Genomic DNA, 21,893 nt, shown 5'->3' on the forward strand with positions numbered 1-21,893 from the left:
GCGATGAGCGTGTTGTCACGTCGCACGAAGATATCGGTCGTATCGCGCGATCCCGCCGCGCAGGATACGGAGCGCGTGCAGGCGCGTCTCACCGATGTCACGCGCATCTATCCCGGCATCGCGGGCAAGCCGCCGTTTCATGCGCTCGGGCCCGTGAGTCTCGAACTGCGCGCGGGCGAATTCTTTTCGGTCGTGGGCCCTTCGGGATGCGGCAAGTCCACCTTGCTCGACGTGCTCGCGGGTCTGAATCCGGCGAGCGGCGGCATGGTCGAGTTCGAAGGGCAACCGGTCGGACGCGAAGTGCCCGACGGCGTCGCGGTCGTGTTTCAGGAAGACGCGAGCTTTCCGTGGCTCAACGTGTTCGACAATGCCGCGTTCGCCGCGCGCCGCGCGGGCGTGCCGGAGAACGAAGTGCGCGAGCGAGTCGATCACGCGTTGTCGTTCATGGGCCTGAAGTCGTTTGCACGCGCCTATCCGGCACAACTTTCGGGCGGTATGCGTCAGCGTGTCTGCATTGCGCGCGCGATGGTCGTGCGCCCGCGTCTCATGTTGCTCGACGAACCGTTCGGCGCACTCGATCAGCAAACGCGTCTCCTGATGGGCGATGAAACGCTGAAGCTCTGGCGCGACACCGGCGCGACCGTGATGCTCATCACGCATTCGATCGATGAAGCCGTGCTGCTGTCGGATCGCATCGGCGTGATGTCGGCGTGTCCGGGCCGTTTTATCGCGACGATCGAAACAGGCTGGCCGCGTCTGCGCGACAGCAAGATCGCACTCGATGCGCGCTTCGGCGAACTCACGGCGCAAGTGTGGGGTCTGCTGCGCGACGAAGCGTTGAAAGCGCTCGGGAGCCAGCCGTGAACGAGGCGGCGCGCTGGCGCATCGGACTTGTCGTCGGGCTGATCGCGCTATTGGAAATCGCCACGCGTCTTGCGTGGATCAATCCCGTATCGTTCATTCCGCCTTCGCGCATGGCGATGAGCGCGTGGGACATTCTGACGTCGGGGCAATTCACCGTCGATATCGTGCAGACGCTCGGCAGCGCGCTGGCCGCCGTGGCGCTAGCCGTGATGGTCGGATTCGTCGGCGGCGTGCTGCTATTCCGCTTGCCGCGACTGCGCCGTGTGCTCGATCCCTTGCTGCTTTCGTACTATGCGGTGCCCGTGTTCGTTCTGTATCCGATTCTCATCGTGATCTTCGGGCTGAATCGATGGCCGCTCATCGGCATCGGCTTTCTGTTCGCGGTCGTGGCGATGGCCGTGAACACGCTCAACGGCCTCGAACGCGTGCCGCGCGTGCTGTTGCGCACCGCACGCGTATGCCGTCTCAGCACGCTCGACGAGATTCGCCTGATCACGTTGCCCGCGAGCCTGCCTTTCGTCTTCACGGGCATCAAGCTGACGGTGGTGTATGCGTTCATCGCGGTCGTCGCGGGCGAGTTCGTGTTGTCGGGATCGGGCTTCGGCTATCAGATCGCGTTCGCCTACAACGCATTCGACAACCCGACGATGTACGGTCTCATGGTCCTCATGCTGGTCTTCGTCACGACGATCAACGGCCTGCTGCGACAGGCCGAAAGGCGTCTGTACCGGCGCATCAGAAGGGAGGCGGCATGAGCACCGTCGTCATCACGCACGGCACGAGAACGCGGCACGCGCAGCGCTGGACCGATGCGCTCGTGCTGATCGTCGTGCTCGTCGCGCTATGGCAGATCCTGAGCGAAGTGCTCGGGCCCGATGTGCTGACCACGCCCATGCATACCGTGCAGCGCGCGGTGCATATCGTGAGCGACGCGGATTTTCCGGCGAGTCTTTATGTGACCTCGCTCGCGTTCGCATCGGCGTTCGCGATATCGGCGATCGCGGGCGTATGCCTCGGCTTGCTGCTCGGCGCGCGGCGCATGGCCGGCGACGTGATGGAACCGCTGATGATGGGCTTCTACTCGATCCCGAAGGTCACGCTCTATCCCGTCGTGCTGCTCGCGTGCGGCCTCGGCCTGTGGGCGAAAATCGTCTTCGGCGTGATGCACGGCATCGTGCCCATTACGCTCTTCACGATGAACGCGGTGCGCAACATGCCCCCGATCTACGCGCGCGCGGCCAGAACTTATCGCATGAGCCCGGGCGATTTCGCGCGTCACGTGTTGCTCCCCGCGTGCGTGCCGGAAGTGGTTTCAGGCTTGCGCATAGGCTTTTCGTTGACGCTGCTCGGCACGCTGATCGGCGAGATGTTCGCTTCTCAAAGCGGCATCGGACGCTTGCTGATGATCGCGATGAACCGCAACGAAACCAGCACGATCATGGCGCTCGCGCTGATGCTCTTCGTGTTCGCGACGCTCGTCAACATGCTGTTCCTCGCCTGGCAGCGCCATCTCACGCATAGCGACTGAAACATGAAAACGCTCTTCGACAAGCTGTGGGACAGTCACGCGATCGCGCATCTCGCTGGCGGCATCGATCTTCTGCAAGCGGATCGGCATCTGATGCACGAGCTTACGGGCGTCGAAGCGGTTCGCGTGCTCGAATGGCGCGGTCTGCAAGTAGACAGTCCCGCGCTGACGTTCGCAACGCTGGACCACGTGATCTCGACGATGCCGGGCCGAAGTGCGGGCGACGCCGACTGGAGCACCGAAATGGTCGACGCGATGCGCACGCAAACGACGCATCATGCGATTCCGATCTTCGATATCGGCAACGACGGCCGGCAAGGCATCGTGCATGTGATCGGGCCGGAACTCGGGCTGTCGCTGCCGGGGACGTCGATCGTGTGCGCGGACAGCCACACCTGTACGCACGGCGCGATGGGCGCGCTCGCATTCGGCATCGGCTCGACGGAAGTGGTGCATGTGCTTGCGACGCAAACCATTCGCCAGAAGCGGCCGAAGACGATGCGCGTGCGCTTCGACGGCCGCGTGCGCGAAGGCGTGAGCGCGAAGGACATGATCCTGTATGTGATCGGCAGGATTGGCGCAGCGGGCGGCACCGGGTATGCGGTCGAATATGCGGGCGATGCGATCGAAGAACTGTCGATGGAAGGGCGCCTCACGCTGTGCAACCTGAGCATCGAACTGGGCGCGAAGTTCGGCCTGATCGCGCCCGACGAGACGACCTTCGCGTATCTGCGAGACAAACCATATGCACCGCGCGGCGCGCAATTCGATGCCGCGCTCGCGGACTGGAAAGCGCTCGCGACGGACGAAGGCGCGCACTTCGATCGCGAGGTGATCGTCGATGCATCCGCGATACGCGTGCAGGTCACGTGGGGCACGAGTCCCGAGCATGTGATCGCGCTCGACGACACGATTCCCGATCCGGCGTCGCTCGCGGACGAATCGCGCCGGCAGGCCGCGCAGGATGCGATCGACTATATGGGCGTCCGTGCGGGGCAGCATCTCGATGAACTCGCCGTGGATCGCGTGTTCATCGGCTCGTGCACGAACAGCCGCATCGAGGATTTACGCACGGCCGCGCGTATCGTCGATGGCCGTCATGTGGCGGACAACGTGAAGGCGTGGGTCGTGCCGGGTTCGCTCACGGTCGCACGTCAGGCGCACGAGGAAGGGCTCGACGATATCTTTCGCGCGGCGGGCTTCGAATGGCGCGAGCCGGGCTGCTCGATGTGCGTCGGTGCGAATGGCGATGTCGTCGGGCGTGGCGAGCGTTGCGTATCGACGTCGAATCGCAATTTCATCGGCAGGCAGGGGCCGGGTGCGCGCACGCATCTGGCGAGTCCCGCAGTCGCGGCGGCAAGCGCGATCGCAGGGCATATCGCCGCGCCGCAAACAGGAGCATCGCGATGAAAGCCGTTACGACGATCATCGGTCCCGCTGCGCCGCTCCTGCGCGATAACGTCGATACGGATCTCATCATTCGCATCGAACGCATTTCGCAACTGAAGCGCGGTCAGCTCGGGCCTTATTTGCTGGAGACCTTGCGCTATCGCGGGGATGGACCGGAGAGCGGCGAGCGCGAAGACTTCGTGTTGAATCAGCCGGCCTTTCGTCATGCGTGCACGATGCTCGGCGGAAAGAACTTCGGTTGCGGCAGCTCGCGCGAAATGGCCGTATGGGCGCTGGAGGAAGCGGGCATTCGCTGCGTGATCGCGCCATCGTTCGGCGATATCTTCTATAACAACTGCCTGCAAAACGGCTTGCTGGCGGTGCGGCTCGATGCAGAAGTTATCGAGCGTATTGCAATGGCTTCGCGCGATGGAGCGAATGTCGAAGTCGATTTGCGCGCGCTCGAAATACGCGCGCCAGAAATCGATCCGATTCGCTTCGAGTTCGACGAAGCGCCACGCGCGGCGCTGCTCGAAGGACTGGATGAAATCGACCAGACGCGACGCATGAGCGAACAGATCGCGCAATTTCGCGCCGACGATCGCAAGGCGCGCGGCTGGGCTTATCTTGCCTGACTTCCGGAGACTCATCTTGACCCGTTCCGCACGCTTTCGCGAGTTGTTCAAGGAAGGACCTTTCGTCTGCATGGGCGCGCACGACGCCATCACCGCGATGCTGGCCGAGCAGGCGGGCGCCAAGTCCATCTATGTATCGGGCTTCGTCGCGTCGGGTGTCGTCGCGGGACAGCCCGATGTCGGCGTGCTGTCGCAAACGGAGATGTTCGAGCACATTCGCCGCATATGCCGCGTGACCTCGGTGCCGATCTTCGCCGATGCCGATACGGGCTACGGCGGCATTCTCGACGTGCAGCGCACGATGCGTCTCTGGGAAGAAGCGGGCGCATCCGTGCTGCATCTGGAAGATCAGGCGCTGCCGAAGAAGTGCGGGCACTATGCGGGCAAACAGCTCGTGTCGAAGGAAGAGATGGTGCTGAAGCTGCGCGCGATGATCGAAGCTCGGCGCGATCCGGATTTCTTTATCGTGGCGCGCACGGATGCGATCGCGGTCACGGGTATCGAGGACGCCATCGCGCGGCTCGAAGCCTATGCGCAAGCGGGCGCGGACGGGCTCTATGCCGACGCGCCCGAAAGCATCGAGCATATGCGCGAACTCACGCGCCGTTTGAAGCCGCTCGGCAAACCGATTCTCTTCAATCAGGCACGAACCGGAAAGAGCCCTTATGTGTCGATGAAAGAGGCCTACGAAATGGGCTTCGATTACACGTTGAGCCCCATCGAGCCGATGCTCGCGATGCACAAGGCCGTGAAGGATATGCTCGACGTGTTCATGCGCGAAGGTTCGACGGATGCCATCGCCGATCGTCTGACGCCGTTCGACGAGTACAACCGCTTCGTCGGGCTCGATAAAGCGGTGGATGTCGAAAAGCGCTTCGGTGGCCAATAAGGACGCGATGTGTCGTCGCGTGAGAGGGTGTCGATAGTCAAGTAAAGACTTCGTAAGCGCAGCAAGCGTCGGCGCTATACTGACCATCCCTCCACCGCATCCCGATCCGCCGCATCAACCGGCGGCGCACGTCCATAAATTGGCTGAACACGACCTAGAAAAACTCAAAATCGACCGGGGACCGTCCGCCGCGATGCCGCGACGCCGGCGCAACTGGCTTCGCTATGTGGTCATCGCCGCGATCCTCGTTGCGCTCATCGCCGTGGCGTTTCGTCTCGCTGGCCCGCAGTCTGTCGAGACCGCCACTGTCACGTCCGTCTACCCGTCGCAGAGCTATACGCTTCTGAACGCTACCGGCTATGTCGTGCCGCAGCGCAAGGCGGCGGTGGCGTCGAAGGGGCAGGGGCGCGTCGAATGGCTCGGCGTGCTGGAGGGCACGCCGGTGAAGGAAGGCCAGATCATCGCGCGGCTCGAAAGCAATGACGTGGCCGCGTCGCTTTTGCAGGCGCAGGCGCAGGTCAAGGTCGCGCGAGCCAATCTGGAGCTCCAGCGCGCCGAGCTGAAGAACGCGGAGGTGGACCTCAGGCGCTACAAGATTCTCGCCCCGCAAGGCGCGATTCCGGCGACGCAGTACGACGCCGCGCTCGCCCGCTTCGACAAGGCCAACGCGTCCATCAACAGCGACGAAGCCGCGATCGCTTCGGCGCAAGCCAACGCGCAGGCCGCGCAGGTGGCCGTCGATCAGACCGTGATCCGCGCGCCCTTCGACGGCGTCGTGCTGGAGAAGCACGCGAACGTCGGCGACAACATCACGCCGTTCTCGTCGGCGTCGGATAGCAAGGGCGCGGTCGTCACCATCGCCGATATGAAAACGCTCGAAGTCGAAGCCGATGTCGCTGAGTCGAACATCTCGCGCATCGCCGTCGAACAGCCGTGCGAGATCCAGCTCGACGCGCTACCCGACGTGCGCTTCGCGGGCCGCGTGTCGCGCATCGTGCCGACGGTCGATCGCTCCAAGGCCACCGTGCTCGTGAAAGTGCGTTTCGTCGATCGCGACGCGCGTGTGCTGCCCGAGATGTCCGCGAAGGTCGCGTTCCTGTCGAAGCCCGTGCCGCCCGAAGAGAAGAAGGCGGTCGTCGCGGTACAGCCAACGGCTGTCGTCACGCGCGACGGCAAGAAGGTGGTCTACGCCGTCGAGCACGACACCGCGCGCGAAGTGCCCGTGACGACGGGCGAGCGCATCGGCGATCTGCTGGCCGTGCAGGGCGTGAAGCCCGGCGACGTGCTCGTGCTGGCGCCCGGCGACAAGATCAAGGACGGCGCGAAAGTCACGCTGGCGAAGAAATAGCGTGAGCACGACGCCTCTCGTTCAGATCAGCCACGTCGCCAAGTCGTATCGGCGCGGCGTGCAGACGGTGCCGGTGCTGACCGACATCACGTTATCCATCGCGGAAGGGAATTTCGTCGCGCTGATGGGGCCTTCGGGTTCGGGCAAGAGCACGCTGCTCAATCTGATCGCGGGCATCGACCGGCCCGACAGCGGCGAGCTGCTCGTCGGCGGACTCGATATCACGCGCCTGCCCGAGGCCGCGCTCGCCAACTGGCGCGCGGCGAACGTCGGCTTCATCTTCCAGTTCTATAACCTGATGCCGGTGCTGTCCGCATTCGAGAACGTCGAATTGCCGCTGATGCTGACGCGCCTCACGCGCCACGAACGGCGCGAGCGTGTCGCGATGGTGCTCGACATGGTCAACATGGCGGACCGCATGAGCCACTATCCGTCGGAGCTGTCGGGCGGGCAGCAGCAGCGCGTCGCGATTGCGCGGGCGCTGATCACGGACCCGAAACTCATCGTCGCCGACGAGCCGACTGGCGACCTCGACCGCAACTCCGCCGCCGATGTCCTCACGATGCTGCAACGCCTGAACGACAAGCTCGGCAAGACCATTATCATGGTGACGCACGACGCCCACGCGGCGGGCGCGGCGAAGGCGCTCGTGCATCTGGAGAAAGGCGAGCTGATCGATGGAACCAGGCCCTGAACCATCATGTTCGTGCTCAAGCTGATCCTGCGCAACGCGCTGCGGCACAAGCTGCGCACCACGCTGACGGTGCTCGGTCTCACGATCGCGGTGCTCGCCTACGGCCTGCTGCATACGGTCGTCGATGCCTGGTATGCGGGCGCGGCGGCGGCGTCGAACGCGCGGCTCGTCACGCGCAATGCGATCTCGCTCGTGTTTCCCTTGCCGCTCGCCTACGAGAACCGCATCCGCGGCGTCGATGGCGTGACGCTCGTCGCGCGCTCGAACTGGTTCGGCGGCGTCTATCGCGATCCGAAGAACTTCTTCGCGCAGTTCGCCGTGTCGGACAATTATCTCGATCTCTATCCCGAGTTCGTCGTGCCGGACCAGCAACGCGCCGATTATCAGCGCGATCGCAAGGGCGCGCTGATCGGCCGGCAACTCGCGGATCAATACGGCTTCAAGGTCGGCGACGTCATTCCGCTCAAGGGCACGATCTATCCGGGCACGTGGGATTTCGTCGTGCGCGGCATCATGGAAGGACGCGATGAATCCACCATCACGCGACAACTCATCTTTCACTACGACTATCTGAACGAGACGATCCGCAAGACGACCAAACGCACCGTCGATCAGGTCGGCGTGTATGTGGTCGGCATCAAGGACCCGGACGACGCCGCCGTCGTGTCGCGCAACATCGACAACGTCTTCAAGAACTCGCTCGCCGAAACGCTCACCGAAACCGAACAGGCGTTTCAGCTCGGCTTCGTCGCGATGTCCAATCAGATCATCGCGGCGATACGCGTCGTGTCCTACGTGGTCATCCTCATCATCATGGCCGTGATGGCGAACGCCATGGCGATGAGCGCGCGCGAACGCACCACCGAATACGCGACGCTGAAGGCACTCGGCTTCGGCTCCGGCTTCCTTTCGATGCTCGTGTTCGGCGAATCGATGGCGATCTGCGCGATCGGCGGGGGCATCGGCATTCTGGCGACGCCGCCGATGGCCGAAGTCTTCAAGCACGCGACGGGCGGGGTGTTCCCGGTCTTCATGGTGTCGCACGAGACCATGATGTTGCAGGCCGCGTGCGCGTTCGTGGTGGCGATGGCGGCGGCGATCGTGCCGGCGGTGCAGGCGAGCCGCGTGCGCATCGTCGAAGGCCTGCGGGCGATCGGCTGAGGACGCGCGATGGCCATTCCCGTTTCCTACGTCGCACGCAATCTCTGGGCGCGCCGTCTCACGACGATGCTGACCGCGGGCGGCCTCGCGCTCGTCGTGTTCGTGTTCGCGACCGTGCTGATGCTCGACGCGGGCCTCAAGAAGACGCTCGTCTCGACCGGCGAAGCGGACAACGTCGTCGTGATCCGCAAGGGCGCGGAAACGGAGATACAGAGCGCGATCGACCGCAATCAGGCCAACGTGATGGAGATGCATCCTTCGGTCGCGATGAACGGCGACGGCGCGCCGCTCGCATCGAAGGAAACCGTGGTGCTGATCTCGCTCACCAAGCTCGGCACGAACACACCCGCGAACGTCGTGATTCGCGGCGTTTCGCCGATGGGCGTGCAACTGCGTCCGCAAGTGCAGCTCACGGCGGGGCGCATGTTCAGGCGCGGGTCGTCGGAGATCATCGTCGGGAGCAGCATCGCGAAGGGATTCGGCGGCACGCGCATCGGCGATCACCTGCGTTTCGCGCAACGCGACTGGACCGTCGTCGGTCATTTCGATGCGGGCGGCAGCGGCTTCGATTCGGAAATCTGGGGCGATGTCGATCAGTTGATGCAATCGTTCCGGCGCACGAGCTTTTCCTCGATGGTCGTGCGGCTCGCGCGCAGCGATGCGTTCGAGCGCTTCAGAGCCGATATCGACGTGGACCCGCGTCTCGCCGACGAAGCGAAGCGCGAGCGGATTTTCTACGGCGATCAGTCGAAGGCGCTGTCGACGTTCATCAATATTCTCGGCTTCACGCTGTCGGTCATCTTTTCCATCGCCGCGATGATCGGCGCGATGATCACGATGTACGCGTCGGTGGCGAATCGCGTCGCGGAGATCGGCACGTTGCGGGCGCTCGGCTTCAAGCGCTTCGATGTGCTCGGCGCCTTTCTGCTCGAAGCGTTGCTGCTCGGGTTCGTCGGCGGTGTCGCGGGACTCTGCTGCGCGGCGCTGATGCAGTTCGCTTCGTTCTCGACGACCAATTTCCAGACCTTCGCGGATTTGTCGTTTCGATTCATTCTCACGCCATCGGTCGTCGCGAAGACGCTCGGGTTCTCGCTCGTGATGGGACTGGTCGGCGGCTTCCTGCCGGCAATGCGGGCTTCGCGAATGAACATCGTCGACGCCTTGCGGGCGCGATGATCCGGTTTCCCCGAACGGTCGATGCAGAACTATTGAATTTTCAGCATTCATAGTGCGGCGTAGAGTGAATGCATTATTCATCGCTTTCGATCCGAAAGGAGAACCCTCATGCCGCTCGTCAGAATCTCGCTCGTGAAAGGCAAGCCGCGCGACCATATCCGCGCGATCTCGAACAGCGTCCACGAAGCGCTCGTCGAAGCGTTCAAGGTGCCCGCCGACGACCGCTTCCAGTTGATTCAGGAACACGAGCGCGACGACTTCATCTACGATCCCGGATATCTCGGCGTCGAACGCAGCGACGACCTCGTGTTCATCCACATCACCGCGAGCGACTGGCGCGACACGTCGACCAAGAAGGCGTTCTACAGGACGCTGGCCGCGAAGCTCGCGACATCGCCCGGCTTGCGCCCCGAGGACGTGCTGATCGTGCTCGCGCCGAATCGACGCGAAGACTGGTCGTTCGGACGCGGACTCGCGCAGTACGTGGAGGACGCGGCCTGAACGCAAACCGTAAGGGAGACACAGCAACGATGACCCCGACGATCCTCAAAGGCGCGTGCCATTGCGGCGCGGTGACCTTCGAAGTTCAGACGCCGCCCGAGCCGGCCGTGCGCTGCAACTGCAGCTTTTGCCGGCGGCGCGGCGCGGTGATGTCGCCGCCGTTCACCAGGGACAAGCTGCGCATCCTTTCAGGCGAAAGCGAACTCGCGCTCTATCAGTTCAACACGCAAGTCGCCAGGCACTTCTTCTGCAAGCACTGTGGAATTTATACATTCCACCAGACGCGCTCGAATCCCGACAACTGGCGCGTGAATCTCGGCTGCGTCGATGGCGTCGATGCCTATTCGCTCGACGCGCCCGTCGCGAACGGCGCGAGCCACTCGGTAGTCGAAAAACCATAACGGCGCGGCCATGTGAGTGAGGGCGCCGGGAACGCCATGTGCTAAACCCCGGCACCCACAAGCCGTTCGCGTTCGATGTCCCGATGCGCAACCGGGTTTGCAAACGAACGGCGTTCGATAACGACACTCACATGGTGCGCCGTCATGGCTCAGAAACCCTCGAACCAACCCGACGCGGTACGCCGCCGCCTGCTCGCCGCGCTCGCAGGCACAGCCATGCTGTCCGCATGCGGCGGCGGTGGCAGCGACGACAACTCCGGCACCATCACGCCGACGAGCCCCATCGGCAACATTCCGCCGGATCGCGCGAACCTGCCGCGTCCCGCGTTGCCCGCGCCGGCGACATCGGGCATCAATCACATCGTGCTCGTGACGATGGAGAACCGCTCCTTCGATCACATGCTCGGCTGGGTGCCGGGCGTCGAAGGCGTGCAGGCCGGCACGCAGTTCACCGATGCATTCGGCGAGGCGCACCCGACGTTTTCGCTGTCCGCCAACGCGGCCTTCGGTTTTCAGAGCTGCCAGTTCGCGGACCCCGATCACGAATACGACGCAGGCCGCACGCATCTCGCGAACGGCGCGATGAACGGCTTCCTGCTCACGCCCGACACCAACAAGACGCGCGGCGATCTGCTGCCGATCGGTTACTTCACGGGCAGCGATCTCGACTTCTATCGACAGGCGGTGTCGCAGTACACCGTCTGCGACTATTACATGAGCGGCATTCTCGCCGACACGTTTCCGAACCGCGTCTATCTGCATAGCGGCGAAACGGACCGTCTGAGCGATACGCTCGACACGTCGTCGCTATCGACGATCTGGGATCGGCTCGACGCGAAGAACGTGTCGTCGAAGTATTACTTTCACGACGTGCCGTTCACGGCGCTCTATGGAACGCGCTATGTCGGCCGCTCGAAGCTCTTTGCGGACTTTCTTTCCGATGCGGCCGGCGGCAATCTGCCGTCGTTCTGCATGGTCGATCCGAGCTTCGGCGGGGAGGCGAACGGCACTTCGAACGACGATCATCCGCACGCCGACGTGCGCAATGGCCAGGCGCTGCTCGGGCAAATCTACGAAGCGCTGCGCACGGGCCCGAACTGGAGCACGACGCTCATGATCGTCGTCTATGACGAGTGGGGCGGCTTCTTCGAGCATGTCGCGCCGCCGGTCAGGTCGCTGTCGTCGGCGGAACAGAAACTCGGCAACGATGGCCGCCTCGGTTTTCGCGTGCCCTGCATGCTGCTCGGGCCGCGCGTGCGCGCGAACAACGTGGCGCGCTATCCGTTCGATCCGAGTTCGATTCATCAACTGCTCGCGTGGCGCTTCGGGCTCGATCCGCTGGGCGCGCGCGGCAGCGATCCGACCACGTTCAACATGGCGTATGCGCTCGACCTGAGCGACGCGCCGCGCACCGACGCGCCGGCGATCACGGTGGCGCAGGGGCCGTTCGGCCTCGCGTGCTCGAACACGCCGGCCACCGGAACGGGCATCGGCACCGTCGATAAATCGCAGACGGCGAAAGCAGCGGAAGGCGCATCGCAAACACCGACGCCGGGCGGCCGCTTCGCCGACTTGCGCACCAAGGCGACGACGCTGGGATTTCCTTCGCAATGAAACGAAGCGGCTATCAGCGTCATCGACACTGATAGCCGGCGAATACGGCGTGATCCGCAACGATCGGAAAATCAATTCTTGAACGCGAAATGGACTGAAGTTCTTTAGGTGAATTCAAGCTCGTAGTCAAGCCGGCTCACGATGAGCCTGTCGCGTCGCGTGCGACTTTACAAAGCCGCTGGATTCCGATATTCCTGTCACCGCCCAAGAAAGGACGAGACCCGCACTTCGACCAACGACAGAGGGAACACGGCCATGACCCGTCTGACTCGAAAGATCGCGTGCCTCGCCGCGCTGGCATTGCTTTCGACATCGCTCGCGCTTGCGTGCACGCGTGCACTGTATGTCGGCGACAAAGGCCTCGTGATAACGGGCCGTACGATGGACTGGTCCGAGGACATGCGCTCGAATCTCTGGGTGATGCCCGCGGGCATCGAACGCGATGGCAACGCCGGGCCGCGATCGGTCAAATGGAAATCGAAGTACGGCAGCGTGGTGGTGTCGGGCTATGAGATCGGCACGGTGGATGGCATGAACGAGCGCGGGCTCGTCGCCAATGCGCTCTATCTTGCGGAAACCGATTACGGCAAGCCCGACCCGAAGCGCGATCCGATGTCGATCAGCCTGTGGGCGCAATATGCGCTCGATAACTTCGCGACCGTCGGGCAGGCGGTATACGTGCTTTCGCGTGAGCCGTTCCAGATCATCGCGCCGCCGCTGCCCAACGGCAAGCCGTTGACGATTCACTTGTCGCTGTCGGATGCGCGCGGCGATTCGGCCATCTTCGAATACATCAATGGCAAGCTTCTCATCCATCAGGGCAAGAAGTACAAGGTGATGACCAACTCGCCGATCTACGACGAACAGCTTGCCATCGATACTTACTGGAAGAGCGTCGGCGGTCTGGGTTTCCTGCCCGGCACGAACCGCGCGGCCGACCGTTTCGTGCGCGCATCCTTCCTGCTCGATGCGATTCCGAAGCAGGCCGACCCGAACTACATGGCGGGCGTGCCGCAGAAGTCGTACGCGTTTCAGGCGGTGGCGAGCGTGATGAGCGTGATGCGTTCCGTGAGCGTGCCGCTCGGCATCAGCACGCCGGAGCAGCCCAATCTTTCATCGACGATCTGGCGCACCGTATCGGATCAGCAGAACCTGATCTATTACTTCGATTCCGCGACGCGGCCCGATACGTTCTGGGTCTCGCTGAAAAAACTCAACCTGAATCCCGGCGCGCCCGTGATGAAGCTGACCATCGACGCGGGCCAGGTTTTCTCGGGCGAGACGGCGGGCAGCTTCGTCGCTACGCAGCCGTTCGCGTTCATGCCCGCGAAGACGCCCTGACGCGGCGTTCGCAGCCGCGTTGCATCGAATCGACAAGAAACGGGGCAGCGACTTCGCCCGCACAGGTAAAATAGTGTCCTTTTGCCCCCGGTGATACTGTGCAAGGCATGAAGCGCACGGCATTCAGCGGCCCGGCGCTCGTTCGGCTGCTGGCACATTTTGCCGATCTCGAAGTTCACGAACCCGCTCAATCGCTCGCGGACCGCCTGAGTCAATGGCTCGGCTGGACCGATGCGATCGCGCTGTCCACCGCGCTCGCGACCGATCCGCCCGCCATGTCCGGCGCGCGATCCGCGCCCCGCGACGTGGAGGAAGAGTGCGCGCGCGTGCGGGCCTCGCTCGCCGGCGCGTTCGCACGCGAGGAAGCGGCCGCGCGCCGCAGGCATCGCGCGCACGTAAAGCCGTCGCCGGACGATCCCCCGGCCGATTACGCGGATTTTCGCCAGCGCTACGTGTCCCTGCAACAGTCGATGGAATCCGACATCGGCGCGCTGCGCACGCGTTTGAGATCGATGCTCGCGGCGCGATCGCCGGATATGGCGCGCCTCGCCGTCGTCGATGCCGTCATGGAACAGGCTCTGAGCGCGCGCGAACGCAGTCTGCTCGCAAGCGTTCCCACCTTGCTCGGCAAGCATTTCGAGCGCTTGAAGCGCGCCCACGCTGCGGTGGAAACGCCGGTGGCCAACGCATGGCTCGACGTGTTTCGCAAGGATCTGCAAAGCGTGCTGCTCGCCGAACTGGATGTTCGTTTTCAACCGATCGAAGGCTTGCTCGCGGCTCTTCGCCCCCGCTAACTGGCTCGCTATGCCCCGAAATCTTTTGAACATCGTTGTCTTCTCGATTGGCCTCGCCGCGGTGCTGGGCATAGGCATCGCGTATATCGCGTCGAATGCGATCGCGTTCGCCGTCACGCTCGTGATCGCCGGATGCTATCTCGCGGGCGCGGCGGAATTGCGCCGCTATCAACAGATCACCGGCTCGCTCGAACAGGCCGTCGCGCAACTGGCGAGCGCGCCGCGCAGCTTCGCCGTGTGGCTCGACAGCCTGCATCCGAGTCTGCGCAATGCAGTGCGTCTGCGCGTCGAGGGTGAGCGCGCGGCGTTGCCCGGTCCCGTGCTCGCACCGTATCTCGTCGGCCTGCTCGTGTTGCTCGGCATGCTCGGCACGCTGCTCGGCATGGTCGCGACATTGCGTGGCACCGGCACCGCGTTGCAGAGCGCATCGGATCTCACGGCGATCCGCGCGTCGCTTTCCGCGCCGGTCACGGGCCTCGGGTTCGCGTTCGGCACGTCGATCGCGGGCGTCGCGACCTCCGCGATGCTCGGCCTGTTATCCGCGCTATGCCGCAGCGAGCGCCTGCATGTCACGCAGCAACTCGACGTGAAGATCGCGACGACGCTGCGCGCTTTCACGCAGGCGCATCAACGCGAGGAGACGTTCAAACTCCTGCAGCTTCAGACCGAACTGATGCCGAAGCTCGTCGATCGTCTTCAGTCGATGACCATCGCAATCGAGCAGCAAAGCATCGCGGCGAGCGAACGCCAGATCGCCGGTCAGGATGCGTTTCATGCGAAAGCGGAGACGTCGTACCGGCGGCTCGCGACATCGGTGGAACTGTCGCTGAAGCAAAGCGTCGCGGACAGCGCGCGTGCCGCGAGCGCCGCGTTGCAGCCCGTCATGCAGGCGACGATGGACGGCATCGCGCGCGAAGTCACCGCCTTGCATGGCAGCGTGGAGCACGCGGTCGCGCGTCAACTGGAAGGCTTGTCGAGCGGCTTCGAGGCATCGTCGGCGAAGGTCGCGGAGATCTGGAGCGAGTCGCTCTCGAAGCACGCGCAATCGAGCGCGGCGCTCGTGGGCGAGATGGGCATATCGCTCGATCGCTTCACACAAGCGTTCGATCAGCGCGCGACGCATCTCGTCGAAGGCGTGTCCGCGCAAATGGACCGCGTGTCGGGCGGACTGGAATCGTCGGTTGCGAAGCACGAGCAATCGAGCGATGCGCTCGTCGCACGCATGGAAGCATCGATGGCGCAATTCGCGCAGACCTTCGAAGCGCGTTCTACCGGTCTGATCGACGATGTATCCGCGCGCCTCGAAACGGCAACGGGCAACATGTCGCAAACATGGCGCGATGCACTCGAACAGCACGGGCGCGCCGGAGAGCAAAGCGCCGCGCAGAACCAGAGCGCATTGACGGCCGCGGCCGCCAGCTTCGAGCGACATGCGGCATCGCTCGTGCAATCGGTCGATCGATCGCATGCCGATCTGCGCGCGGAACTCGCACGACACGCGGAAGAGCGCCTTGCGACATGGAGCGGCGCGCTCGACACGATCGCCGTCTCGTTGCGCGAGCAATGGCAGGAGACGAGCGCGGTGGCGGCGGATCGTCAGAAGGACATTTGCGACGCGCTCGCGCAGACCGCACGCGACATGTCCGCGCAATCGCAGGCGCACGCGAGCGCGACCATCGCGGAGATCGAGCGTCTCGTTCAGGCGGCGTCGGAAGCACCGAAGGCGGCCGCTGAAGTCGTCGCCGAAATGCGTCAGAAGCTCTCCGATTCGATGGTCCGCGACACCGCGATGCTCGACGAGCGCAGCCGTCTGCTCGCGACGGTCGAAACGCTGCTCGATGCCGTGAATCACGCATCGAACGAGCAACGCGCCGCGATCGACGCACTGGTCGATACTTCGGCGACGCTGCTGCAACGCGTCGGCGCGCAGTTCACCGGCACGGTCGAAACCGAAGCCGGCAAGCTCGGCGCGATGGCCGCGCAAGTGACGACGAGCGCCGTCGAAATGGCGAGCCTGTCGGACGCGTTCGGTGCGGCCGTGCAGTCATTCGGGGCATCGAACGACAAGCTCGTCGCGCATCTCGAACGGATCGAAACTGCGCTCGACAAATCGCTCGCTCGCAGCGACGAGCAACTCGCGTATTACGTCGCTCAGGCGAAGGAAGTCATCGATCTGAGCATGATGTCGCAGAAGCAGATCGTCGAGGACTTGCAGCATATCGCGGGTCAGCGCGTGGCCGGAGCGCGGGCGGCATGAACGAGGAAATCGACGGCGGCGCGGAACACGCCGCGCCGATCTGGGCAGCGTTCGCCGACTTGATGTCGGTGCTGCTGGGCGCGTTCGTGCTGATACTCGTCGGCGTGATCGGCGTGCAGTTGCAGCTAGAGAACAAGCTCGACGAAGAAGTGAAGCATCGTCAGGAAGAAACGCAGCGCCGCAAGACGCTCGAACAGGCGCTCGCGGGGCCGCTCGCGTCGGGACGCGTGACGCTCGTGAACGGGCGCATCGGCATCAGCGGCAGCGTGCTTTTCGCGCTCAATTCCGATCAGTTGCAACCGCAAGGCCGCGATGTGCTGAAGAGCCTCGCCGGGCCGCTTGCCTCCTACCTGCACGCGCATGAGGAGGTTCTCATGGTGAGCGGTTTCGCCGACGATCAGCAGGTGCACGAAGGCAACCGGCGCTTCGCGGACAACTGGGAGCTCTCCGCGAAACGCGCGCTGACCGTCACGCGCGCGTTGATCGATGCGGGCGTGCCGTCGTCGTCGGTGTTCGCGGCTGCGTTCGGTTCCGAGCAACCCGTGAGTTCCAACGCCGATGAAATCGGCCGCGCGAAGAATCGTCGCGTGGAGATTTCCGCTGTGCCGCGATCATCGGATGGCGCGGTGAAGGCGCATGAATAACGTGGCGCCCACACGCGCGACGCTCGACGCATGGCGCGCGAATGGCGACGATCGTGCGAATCCCGTGCGCTTTCATCTCATCGATGCGCTCGACAAACGCGCGGCTGCTTACGACGGCGAAGCGCGTCGCATGCTTGATGCGCGCGTCGAGCAGTTGCTCGATCTTTATCGAAGCGATATCGAACGTGCCGTGTCGCAGCGCGCCGCGATTCAGAACGACGATGAACGCGGACCGCTTGCCACGCTCGTCAAAGATATCGCGCAGTCGTCATCGGCTCACACGACATCGCATGCCGAGTTGCTCGAATACTTCCGCGCGGTGTGGTCGAAAGTCAGCGCGGAAAAGCAGTTGCGCGATTCGCTCGCGCAAGTGCCGAGGAATGCGGGACCGCTCAATTCGAGCAGTCTCGTGCATCGTGCGTTGTCGCTCATGCGCGAAGTATCGCCGGGCTATTTCCAGCAATTCCTCGCTTATGCCGATGCACTCTCGTGGATGGAAGCGATGAACGGCCCGGGCGTGGTCGTCGCGAAAGATGCGGCGGGCGCGAAGAAAAGCGGGCGCAAGAAGAAGTGACAGAGGGCCGCGCGATTCATCGAATCGCGCGGCGCAGACTCATTACGCGAGCCAGCCTTTGATGGTGCCCGACATCACATTGGTCGAGATGCCATAGCGATCGTGCAGAGTCGGCAGCGCGCCCGCATCGAGAAACGCATCGGGCAGCGCGATCTGACGATACGTCGGCGTGACGCCAGCGGTAAGCAGGGCAGTCGCCACCGCTTCGCCCAGTCCGCCGATCGTCGTGTGGTTTTCGGCCACCACCACGAGACGGCCCGAACGCTTCGCTTCGCGGATGATCGTCTCCGTATCGAGCGGCTTGATCGTCGGCACATGCAACACCGCCACATCGACGTTATCGGCCTGCAATGCCTTGGCGGTTTCGAGTGCGCGCATCGTCATGATGCCGGACGAGATGACGAGCACATCGCGGCCATCCCGAATAAGCTTCGCCTTTCCCAGTTCGAACTGGTAATCGTATTCGTCGAGCACGGCGGGCACGTTGCCGCGCAGAAGTCGCGCATACACCGGGCCTTTGTGTGCGGCGATAGCGGGCACCATTTGCTCGATATCGAGCGCGTCGCACGGATCGATCACGGTCATGTTCGGCATCGCGCGCATCAGCGCGAGGTCTTCGGCGGCCTGATGGCTCGGACCGTAGCCTGTCGTCAAACCCGGCAGCGCCGCGACGATCTTCACATCGAGATTGTCTTCCGCGATCGTCTGATGGATGAAGTCATAAGCACGGCGCGTCGCGAACACCGCATAGGTCGTGACGAACGGCTGCGCGCCTTCATGCGCGAAGCCCGACGCCGCGCCCATCAGCAATTGCTCGGCCATGCCCATCTGGTAATAGCGCTCGGGAAATTCCTTCGCGAGGATATGCAGGTCGGTGTATTTGCCGAGATCGGCCGTCATGCCGATGACGTTCGATTTCGAACGCGCCAGTTCGACGAGCGCATGACCGAAGGGCGCGGAACGCGTGAGCTGTCCTTCGCTTGCAATCGACGCGATCATCGCGGAAGTTTTCAGACGGGTGCTCATGCTTGTCTCCCTGCTTCGAGTGCTTGAAGCGCCAGTTGCCATTCATGGGCATCGACGCGGATGAAATGGTTTTTCTCGCGCTCTTCGAGGAACGGCACGCCACAGCCCATCTTCGTATCGCACACGATGATGCGCGGCTTCGCGTCCTTCAAGTTGCGTGCGTTGTCGAAGGCTTGCTTCACGACGTCGATATCGTTGCCGTCGATGCGTTGCACATACCAGCCGAACGCTTCGAGCTTTTCGACGAGCGGCTCGAACGCCATGATCTGCGTCGAGGGGCCGTCGGCTTGCTGATTGTTCACATCGACCATCGCGATGAGGTTGTCGAGCTTCCAGTGCGCGGCGGACATGAGGCCTTCCCAGACGGAACCTTCGTCGAGTTCGCCATCGGAAAAGAGCGTGTAGACGAAGGACTTCGAGCCCTTGCGCTTCAGACCGAGACAACGGCCGACTGCAATCGTGAGTCCTTGCCCGAGCGATCCGCCCGACATCTCCATGCCCGGCGTGTAGCTCGCCATGCCCGACATCGGCAGACGGCTGTCGTCGCTGCCGTAGGTTTCGAGTTCTTCCTGCGGCAGGATGCCTGCTTCGAAAAGCGCGGCGTACAGCGCGATCGCATAGTGGCCGTTCGAGAGCAGGAAGCGGTCGCGCTCTTCCCAGTCGGGGTCTTCAGGGCGGTAGTTCATCGCGCCGAAGTAGGCGACGGCCAGCACGTCGGCGATATCGAGCGCTTGGCCGATATAGCCCTGGCCCTGCACTTCGCCCATCAGCAGGGCATTGCGGCGGATACGGTAGGCACGCTCGGCGAGCGTGACTTCCTCGATGACGGGAGTACTCATGTGTTGTCTCCTTGATTGAACTGGTTTCAGCGATTGACGGTCTTGGCGGGCACGAAGAACACGAGCACTGCGCCCAGCACGATTGCGATCGAAATAAAGATCAGGCCCGCTGTCGATTTCCCGGTGAAGTCGTTGAGCCAGCCGACGATCGCCGGCGAGAAGAAGCCCGCGAGATTGGCGAAGCAGTTGACCGCGGCGATGCCCGCCGCCGCCGACATGCCGCCGAGCACCGCGGTGGGCAGCGACCAGAATTGCGACGACGATGCGAGAATGCCGGCCGCCGCGATGCTCACGCAGACGATCGACGCGCCCACGCTGCCGAGCATCGGCAAGGTGGCGAAACCGGCTGCGGACACGAGCATCGGAATCGCGAGATGCAGGCGGCGTTCGCGGCGCTTGTCCGCGCTCGCACCGATCAGCGGCAGCGCGACGATCGCGCAGAGATACGGAATCGCGGTGAGAATGCCGACCCACAGCGGGTCCGCCACACCCGTGCGGCGGATGATCGTCGGCAGCCAGAACGTCAGGCCGTACTGACCCATCACGACGCAGAAGTAGATCGCGGCCATCAGCCACAGACGACGATCGCCGATGAACGCGCGGATCGATACATGCTTCACGGTCTGCGCGTTGTCCTTTTCGACATTGCGCTTGAGCAGAGCCTTCTCTTCGTCGGTGAGCCACTTCGCGCCGGCGATACCGTTGTCGAGATAAAAGAGGATCGCGATGCCGAGGAAGAGCGAGGGCAGCGCTTCGAGCATGAAGAGCCACTTCCATCCGGCGAGCCCGTGCATACCCTGGAACGCATGCATGATGTAGCCCGAGAGCGGACCGCCGACGATACCCGCGAGCGGAATCGCCATGAAGAAAAGCGAGAGCGCCTTGGCGCGTCGTGCGGCGGGGAACCAGTACGTGAGATAGAGAATCACGCCGGGCGCGAAGCCCGCTTCGGCGACGCCGAGCAGAAAGCGCAGGACATAGAAGGTCGTCGGCGATTTGACGAAGACGAAGCTCGCGGAGATCACGGCCCACGTCAGCATGATGCGCGCGAGCCAGTTGCGCGCGCCGACTTTATGCAGGATCACATTGCTGGGCACTTCGAACAGAAAGTAGCCGAGGAAGAAGATGCCCGCGCCGATGCCGTAGATGGTTTCGGAAAAGCGCAGATCGTTGAGCATCTGCAGCTTCGCGAAGCCCACATTCACGCGGTCGAGATACGCGCCGAGATAGCACAGCATCAGAAAGGGAATGAGGCGGCGTCCGACCTTGGCGTAGGTCTTCGCCTCGAAGCCGATGTCATCGTCGGAGGACGCGAATTCAGCCGTTGCCGCCGATGCGGCCAGTTTGGATTTCATAGATGTCTCCAGCCATGTTTGACGCCCCGGTTATCCGGGTGCGCCGTTACGTGCGATCAGTGAATCAACATGCCGCCATTCACATCGAGCGTCACGCCGGTGAGATACGACGACATATCGCTCGCAAGAAAGAGGCATGCATTGGCGATATCCGCTGCATCGCCGAGACGCGCGAGCGGAATGCCCTTGATGATGTCCGCGCGCATCTCGGGCGTGAGCTTGCCGCCGGTGATATCGGTTTGAATCAGGCCCGGCGTGATCGAATTCACGCGGATGCCGTCGCCGCCGAACTCGCGCGCCATCGCCTTCGCGAGACCCAGCACGCCGGCCTTCGCCGCGCTGTAATGCGGTCCGCCGAAGATGCCGCCGCCACGTTGCGCCGACACCGACGACATGCACACGATGCTGCCGCTCTTCTGCTTCTTCATGTGCGGAATCACGGCCTGCGACATATAGAGCGTGCCGAGCAGGTTCACGCCGATGACGGCGTCGAAGTTATCCGCGCCGATCTCCAGCGTCTTGATCGGCTGCGTGATGCCCGCGTTGTTGATGAGCACGTCGATGCGCCCGTACTTGTCGATCGTCGCATTCGCGGCGGCGACGCACGCGGCCTTGTCGGTGACGTCGCAGGCGAGGCCGAGATGGCCTTCGCCCAGATCGTTCGCGGCGCTTTGCGCGTCCGCTTCCTTCAGGTCCAGCACGACGATGCGCGCGCCCTGCGCCGCGAGCGCTTTCGCCGTCGCCTTGCCGATTCCGCGCGCCGAAGCCGCGCCCGTGACGATCACTACCTGCTTGTCGAGCAACATCGTTGTCTCCGTTGGTTGTCTGGTGTAGGCGCAGTTTCCGCGCCTTTGACCTGACGA

At 63.4% G+C, this 21,893-nt stretch carries 22 protein-coding genes; 18 read left to right on the top strand and 4 right to left on the bottom strand.

Annotated features, from left to right (window positions below; translation table 11 throughout):
* The first annotated feature begins 3 nt into the window (after positions 1 to 3).
* The 18 genes from QCE73_RS23660 (at position 4) to QCE73_RS23745 (ending at position 17,810) form a co-directional block, all read left to right on the top strand.
* On the top strand, positions 4 to 864 hold the full coding sequence (locus QCE73_RS23660; RefSeq protein ID WP_309883824.1) for an ABC transporter ATP-binding protein: 861 nt from the start codon (positions 4 to 6) through the stop codon (positions 862 to 864).
* Entirely contained in the window at positions 861 to 1,619 is a 759-nt protein-coding gene (locus QCE73_RS23665) for an ABC transporter permease (protein WP_035504056.1), read from the top strand. Before QCE73_RS23660 ends, QCE73_RS23665 begins: the two co-directional genes overlap by 4 nt.
* Complete coding sequence (locus QCE73_RS23670) at positions 1,616 to 2,392, top strand: ABC transporter permease (protein ID WP_035504057.1); 777 nt, start codon at positions 1,616 to 1,618, stop codon at positions 2,390 to 2,392. Before QCE73_RS23665 ends, QCE73_RS23670 begins: the two co-directional genes overlap by 4 nt.
* 3 nt (positions 2,393 to 2,395) lie before the next feature.
* A complete protein-coding gene (gene leuC / locus QCE73_RS23675) occupies positions 2,396 to 3,802 on the top strand; it encodes a 3-isopropylmalate dehydratase large subunit (RefSeq protein ID WP_309883825.1) in 1,407 nt (468 codons plus the stop codon).
* Positions 3,799 to 4,416: a 3-isopropylmalate dehydratase small subunit gene (gene leuD / locus QCE73_RS23680; RefSeq protein WP_309883826.1), complete on the top strand. Its 618-nt coding sequence runs from the start codon at positions 3,799 to 3,801 to the stop codon at positions 4,414 to 4,416. The genes leuC and leuD overlap by 4 nt, the downstream gene beginning before the upstream one ends.
* 16 nt (positions 4,417 to 4,432) lie before the next feature.
* A complete protein-coding gene (locus tag QCE73_RS23685) occupies positions 4,433 to 5,305 on the top strand; it encodes an oxaloacetate decarboxylase (RefSeq protein WP_035504063.1) in 873 nt (290 codons plus the stop codon).
* A gap of 193 nt (positions 5,306 to 5,498) precedes the next feature.
* Positions 5,499 to 6,653 carry an efflux RND transporter periplasmic adaptor subunit gene (locus QCE73_RS23690; protein ID WP_309883827.1) on the top strand — a complete coding sequence of 385 codons (1,155 nt, stop codon included), beginning with the start codon at positions 5,499 to 5,501 and terminating at the stop codon, positions 6,651 to 6,653.
* Position 6,654: 1 nt separating this feature from the next.
* On the top strand, positions 6,655 to 7,347 hold the full coding sequence (locus tag QCE73_RS23695) for an ABC transporter ATP-binding protein (protein ID WP_187604137.1): 693 nt from the start codon (positions 6,655 to 6,657) through the stop codon (positions 7,345 to 7,347).
* A 6-nt stretch (positions 7,348 to 7,353) separates the two neighbouring features.
* Positions 7,354 to 8,508: an ABC transporter permease gene (locus QCE73_RS23700; RefSeq protein WP_309883828.1), complete on the top strand. Its 1,155-nt coding sequence runs from the start codon at positions 7,354 to 7,356 to the stop codon at positions 8,506 to 8,508.
* Positions 8,509 to 8,517: 9 nt separating this feature from the next.
* Positions 8,518 to 9,684, top strand: coding sequence for an ABC transporter permease (locus QCE73_RS23705; RefSeq protein WP_309883829.1), 1,167 nt, complete (start codon positions 8,518 to 8,520; stop codon positions 9,682 to 9,684).
* 108 nt (positions 9,685 to 9,792) lie between these two features.
* Positions 9,793 to 10,185, top strand: a complete 393-nt coding sequence (locus QCE73_RS23710; RefSeq protein ID WP_309883830.1) for a tautomerase family protein — start codon at positions 9,793 to 9,795, stop codon at positions 10,183 to 10,185.
* 29 nt (positions 10,186 to 10,214) lie between these two features.
* Positions 10,215 to 10,586 (top strand): GFA family protein, encoded by a 372-nt coding sequence (locus QCE73_RS23715; protein ID WP_309883831.1) that lies wholly within the window; start codon positions 10,215 to 10,217, stop codon positions 10,584 to 10,586.
* 144 nt (positions 10,587 to 10,730) lie between these two features.
* Positions 10,731 to 12,200 carry an alkaline phosphatase family protein gene (locus QCE73_RS23720; RefSeq protein WP_309883832.1) on the top strand — a complete coding sequence of 490 codons (1,470 nt, stop codon included), beginning with the start codon at positions 10,731 to 10,733 and terminating at the stop codon, positions 12,198 to 12,200.
* 255 nt (positions 12,201 to 12,455) lie between these two features.
* Entirely contained in the window at positions 12,456 to 13,541 is a 1,086-nt protein-coding gene (locus tag QCE73_RS23725) for a linear amide C-N hydrolase (RefSeq protein ID WP_309883833.1), read from the top strand.
* A gap of 107 nt (positions 13,542 to 13,648) precedes the next feature.
* Positions 13,649 to 14,335 carry a DUF3348 domain-containing protein gene (locus QCE73_RS23730; RefSeq protein WP_309883834.1) on the top strand — a complete coding sequence of 229 codons (687 nt, stop codon included), beginning with the start codon at positions 13,649 to 13,651 and terminating at the stop codon, positions 14,333 to 14,335.
* Positions 14,336 to 14,345: 10 nt separating this feature from the next.
* Entirely contained in the window at positions 14,346 to 16,592 is a 2,247-nt protein-coding gene (locus QCE73_RS23735; RefSeq protein ID WP_309883835.1) for a DUF802 domain-containing protein, read from the top strand.
* Positions 16,589 to 17,236, top strand: coding sequence for an OmpA family protein (locus QCE73_RS23740; RefSeq protein ID WP_035504086.1), 648 nt, complete (start codon positions 16,589 to 16,591; stop codon positions 17,234 to 17,236). Before QCE73_RS23735 ends, QCE73_RS23740 begins: the two co-directional genes overlap by 4 nt.
* Positions 17,229 to 17,810, top strand: coding sequence for a DUF2894 domain-containing protein (locus QCE73_RS23745; protein ID WP_309883836.1), 582 nt, complete (start codon positions 17,229 to 17,231; stop codon positions 17,808 to 17,810). Before QCE73_RS23740 ends, QCE73_RS23745 begins: the two co-directional genes overlap by 8 nt.
* Before the next feature lie 42 nt (positions 17,811 to 17,852).
* On the opposite strand, the gene QCE73_RS23750 is transcribed toward QCE73_RS23745, so the two are convergent.
* The 4 genes from QCE73_RS23750 to QCE73_RS23765 are packed head-to-tail and all read right to left on the bottom strand — an operon-like array spanning position 17,853 to position 21,836.
* Entirely contained in the window at positions 17,853 to 18,836 is a 984-nt protein-coding gene (locus QCE73_RS23750; RefSeq protein ID WP_309883837.1) for a transketolase family protein, read from the bottom strand.
* Complete coding sequence (locus QCE73_RS23755) at positions 18,833 to 19,675, bottom strand: transketolase (protein ID WP_309883838.1); 843 nt, start codon at positions 19,673 to 19,675, stop codon at positions 18,833 to 18,835. The genes QCE73_RS23750 and QCE73_RS23755 overlap by 4 nt, the downstream gene beginning before the upstream one ends.
* 26 nt (positions 19,676 to 19,701) lie before the next feature.
* Positions 19,702 to 21,030, bottom strand: a complete 1,329-nt coding sequence (locus tag QCE73_RS23760; protein ID WP_309883839.1) for an MFS transporter — start codon at positions 21,028 to 21,030, stop codon at positions 19,702 to 19,704.
* A 56-nt stretch (positions 21,031 to 21,086) separates the two neighbouring features.
* A complete protein-coding gene (locus tag QCE73_RS23765; protein ID WP_309883840.1) occupies positions 21,087 to 21,836 on the bottom strand; it encodes a glucose 1-dehydrogenase in 750 nt (249 codons plus the stop codon).
* Positions 21,837 to 21,893 lie beyond the last annotated feature (57 nt).

Origin of the sequence: Caballeronia sp. LZ029 (assembly GCF_031451275.1) — a bacterium.
Taxonomy (GTDB): Bacteria; Pseudomonadota; Gammaproteobacteria; order Burkholderiales; family Burkholderiaceae; genus Caballeronia; species Caballeronia jiangsuensis.

What these genes read in the sequence shown, in the direction of transcription:
- QCE73_RS23660 (WP_309883824.1), top strand. Translation starts at nt 4, where the DNA reads ATGAGCGTGTTGTCACGTCGCACGAAGATATCGGTCGTATCGCGCGAT.
- QCE73_RS23670 (WP_035504057.1), top strand. Translation starts at nt 1,616, where the DNA reads ATGAGCACCGTCGTCATCACGCACGGCACGAGAACGCGGCACGCGCAG.
- leuC (WP_309883825.1), top strand. Translation starts at nt 2,396, where the DNA reads ATGAAAACGCTCTTCGACAAGCTGTGGGACAGTCACGCGATCGCGCAT.
- leuD (WP_309883826.1), top strand. Translation starts at nt 3,799, where the DNA reads ATGAAAGCCGTTACGACGATCATCGGTCCCGCTGCGCCGCTCCTGCGC.
- QCE73_RS23690 (WP_309883827.1), top strand. Translation starts at nt 5,499, where the DNA reads ATGCCGCGACGCCGGCGCAACTGGCTTCGCTATGTGGTCATCGCCGCG.
- QCE73_RS23700 (WP_309883828.1), top strand. Translation starts at nt 7,354, where the DNA reads ATGTTCGTGCTCAAGCTGATCCTGCGCAACGCGCTGCGGCACAAGCTG.
- QCE73_RS23705 (WP_309883829.1), top strand. Translation starts at nt 8,518, where the DNA reads ATGGCCATTCCCGTTTCCTACGTCGCACGCAATCTCTGGGCGCGCCGT.
- QCE73_RS23710 (WP_309883830.1), top strand. Translation starts at nt 9,793, where the DNA reads ATGCCGCTCGTCAGAATCTCGCTCGTGAAAGGCAAGCCGCGCGACCAT.
- QCE73_RS23715 (WP_309883831.1), top strand. Translation starts at nt 10,215, where the DNA reads ATGACCCCGACGATCCTCAAAGGCGCGTGCCATTGCGGCGCGGTGACC.
- QCE73_RS23720 (WP_309883832.1), top strand. Translation starts at nt 10,731, where the DNA reads ATGGCTCAGAAACCCTCGAACCAACCCGACGCGGTACGCCGCCGCCTG.
- QCE73_RS23725 (WP_309883833.1), top strand. Translation starts at nt 12,456, where the DNA reads ATGACCCGTCTGACTCGAAAGATCGCGTGCCTCGCCGCGCTGGCATTG.
- QCE73_RS23730 (WP_309883834.1), top strand. Translation starts at nt 13,649, where the DNA reads ATGAAGCGCACGGCATTCAGCGGCCCGGCGCTCGTTCGGCTGCTGGCA.
- QCE73_RS23735 (WP_309883835.1), top strand. Translation starts at nt 14,346, where the DNA reads ATGCCCCGAAATCTTTTGAACATCGTTGTCTTCTCGATTGGCCTCGCC.
- QCE73_RS23740 (WP_035504086.1), top strand. Translation starts at nt 16,589, where the DNA reads ATGAACGAGGAAATCGACGGCGGCGCGGAACACGCCGCGCCGATCTGG.
- QCE73_RS23745 (WP_309883836.1), top strand. Translation starts at nt 17,229, where the DNA reads ATGAATAACGTGGCGCCCACACGCGCGACGCTCGACGCATGGCGCGCG.
- QCE73_RS23750 (WP_309883837.1), bottom strand. Translation starts at nt 18,836, where the DNA reads ATGAGCACCCGTCTGAAAACTTCCGCGATGATCGCGTCGATTGCAAGC.
- QCE73_RS23755 (WP_309883838.1), bottom strand. Translation starts at nt 19,675, where the DNA reads ATGAGTACTCCCGTCATCGAGGAAGTCACGCTCGCCGAGCGTGCCTAC.
- QCE73_RS23760 (WP_309883839.1), bottom strand. Translation starts at nt 21,030, where the DNA reads ATGAAATCCAAACTGGCCGCATCGGCGGCAACGGCTGAATTCGCGTCC.
- QCE73_RS23765 (WP_309883840.1), bottom strand. Translation starts at nt 21,836, where the DNA reads ATGTTGCTCGACAAGCAGGTAGTGATCGTCACGGGCGCGGCTTCGGCG.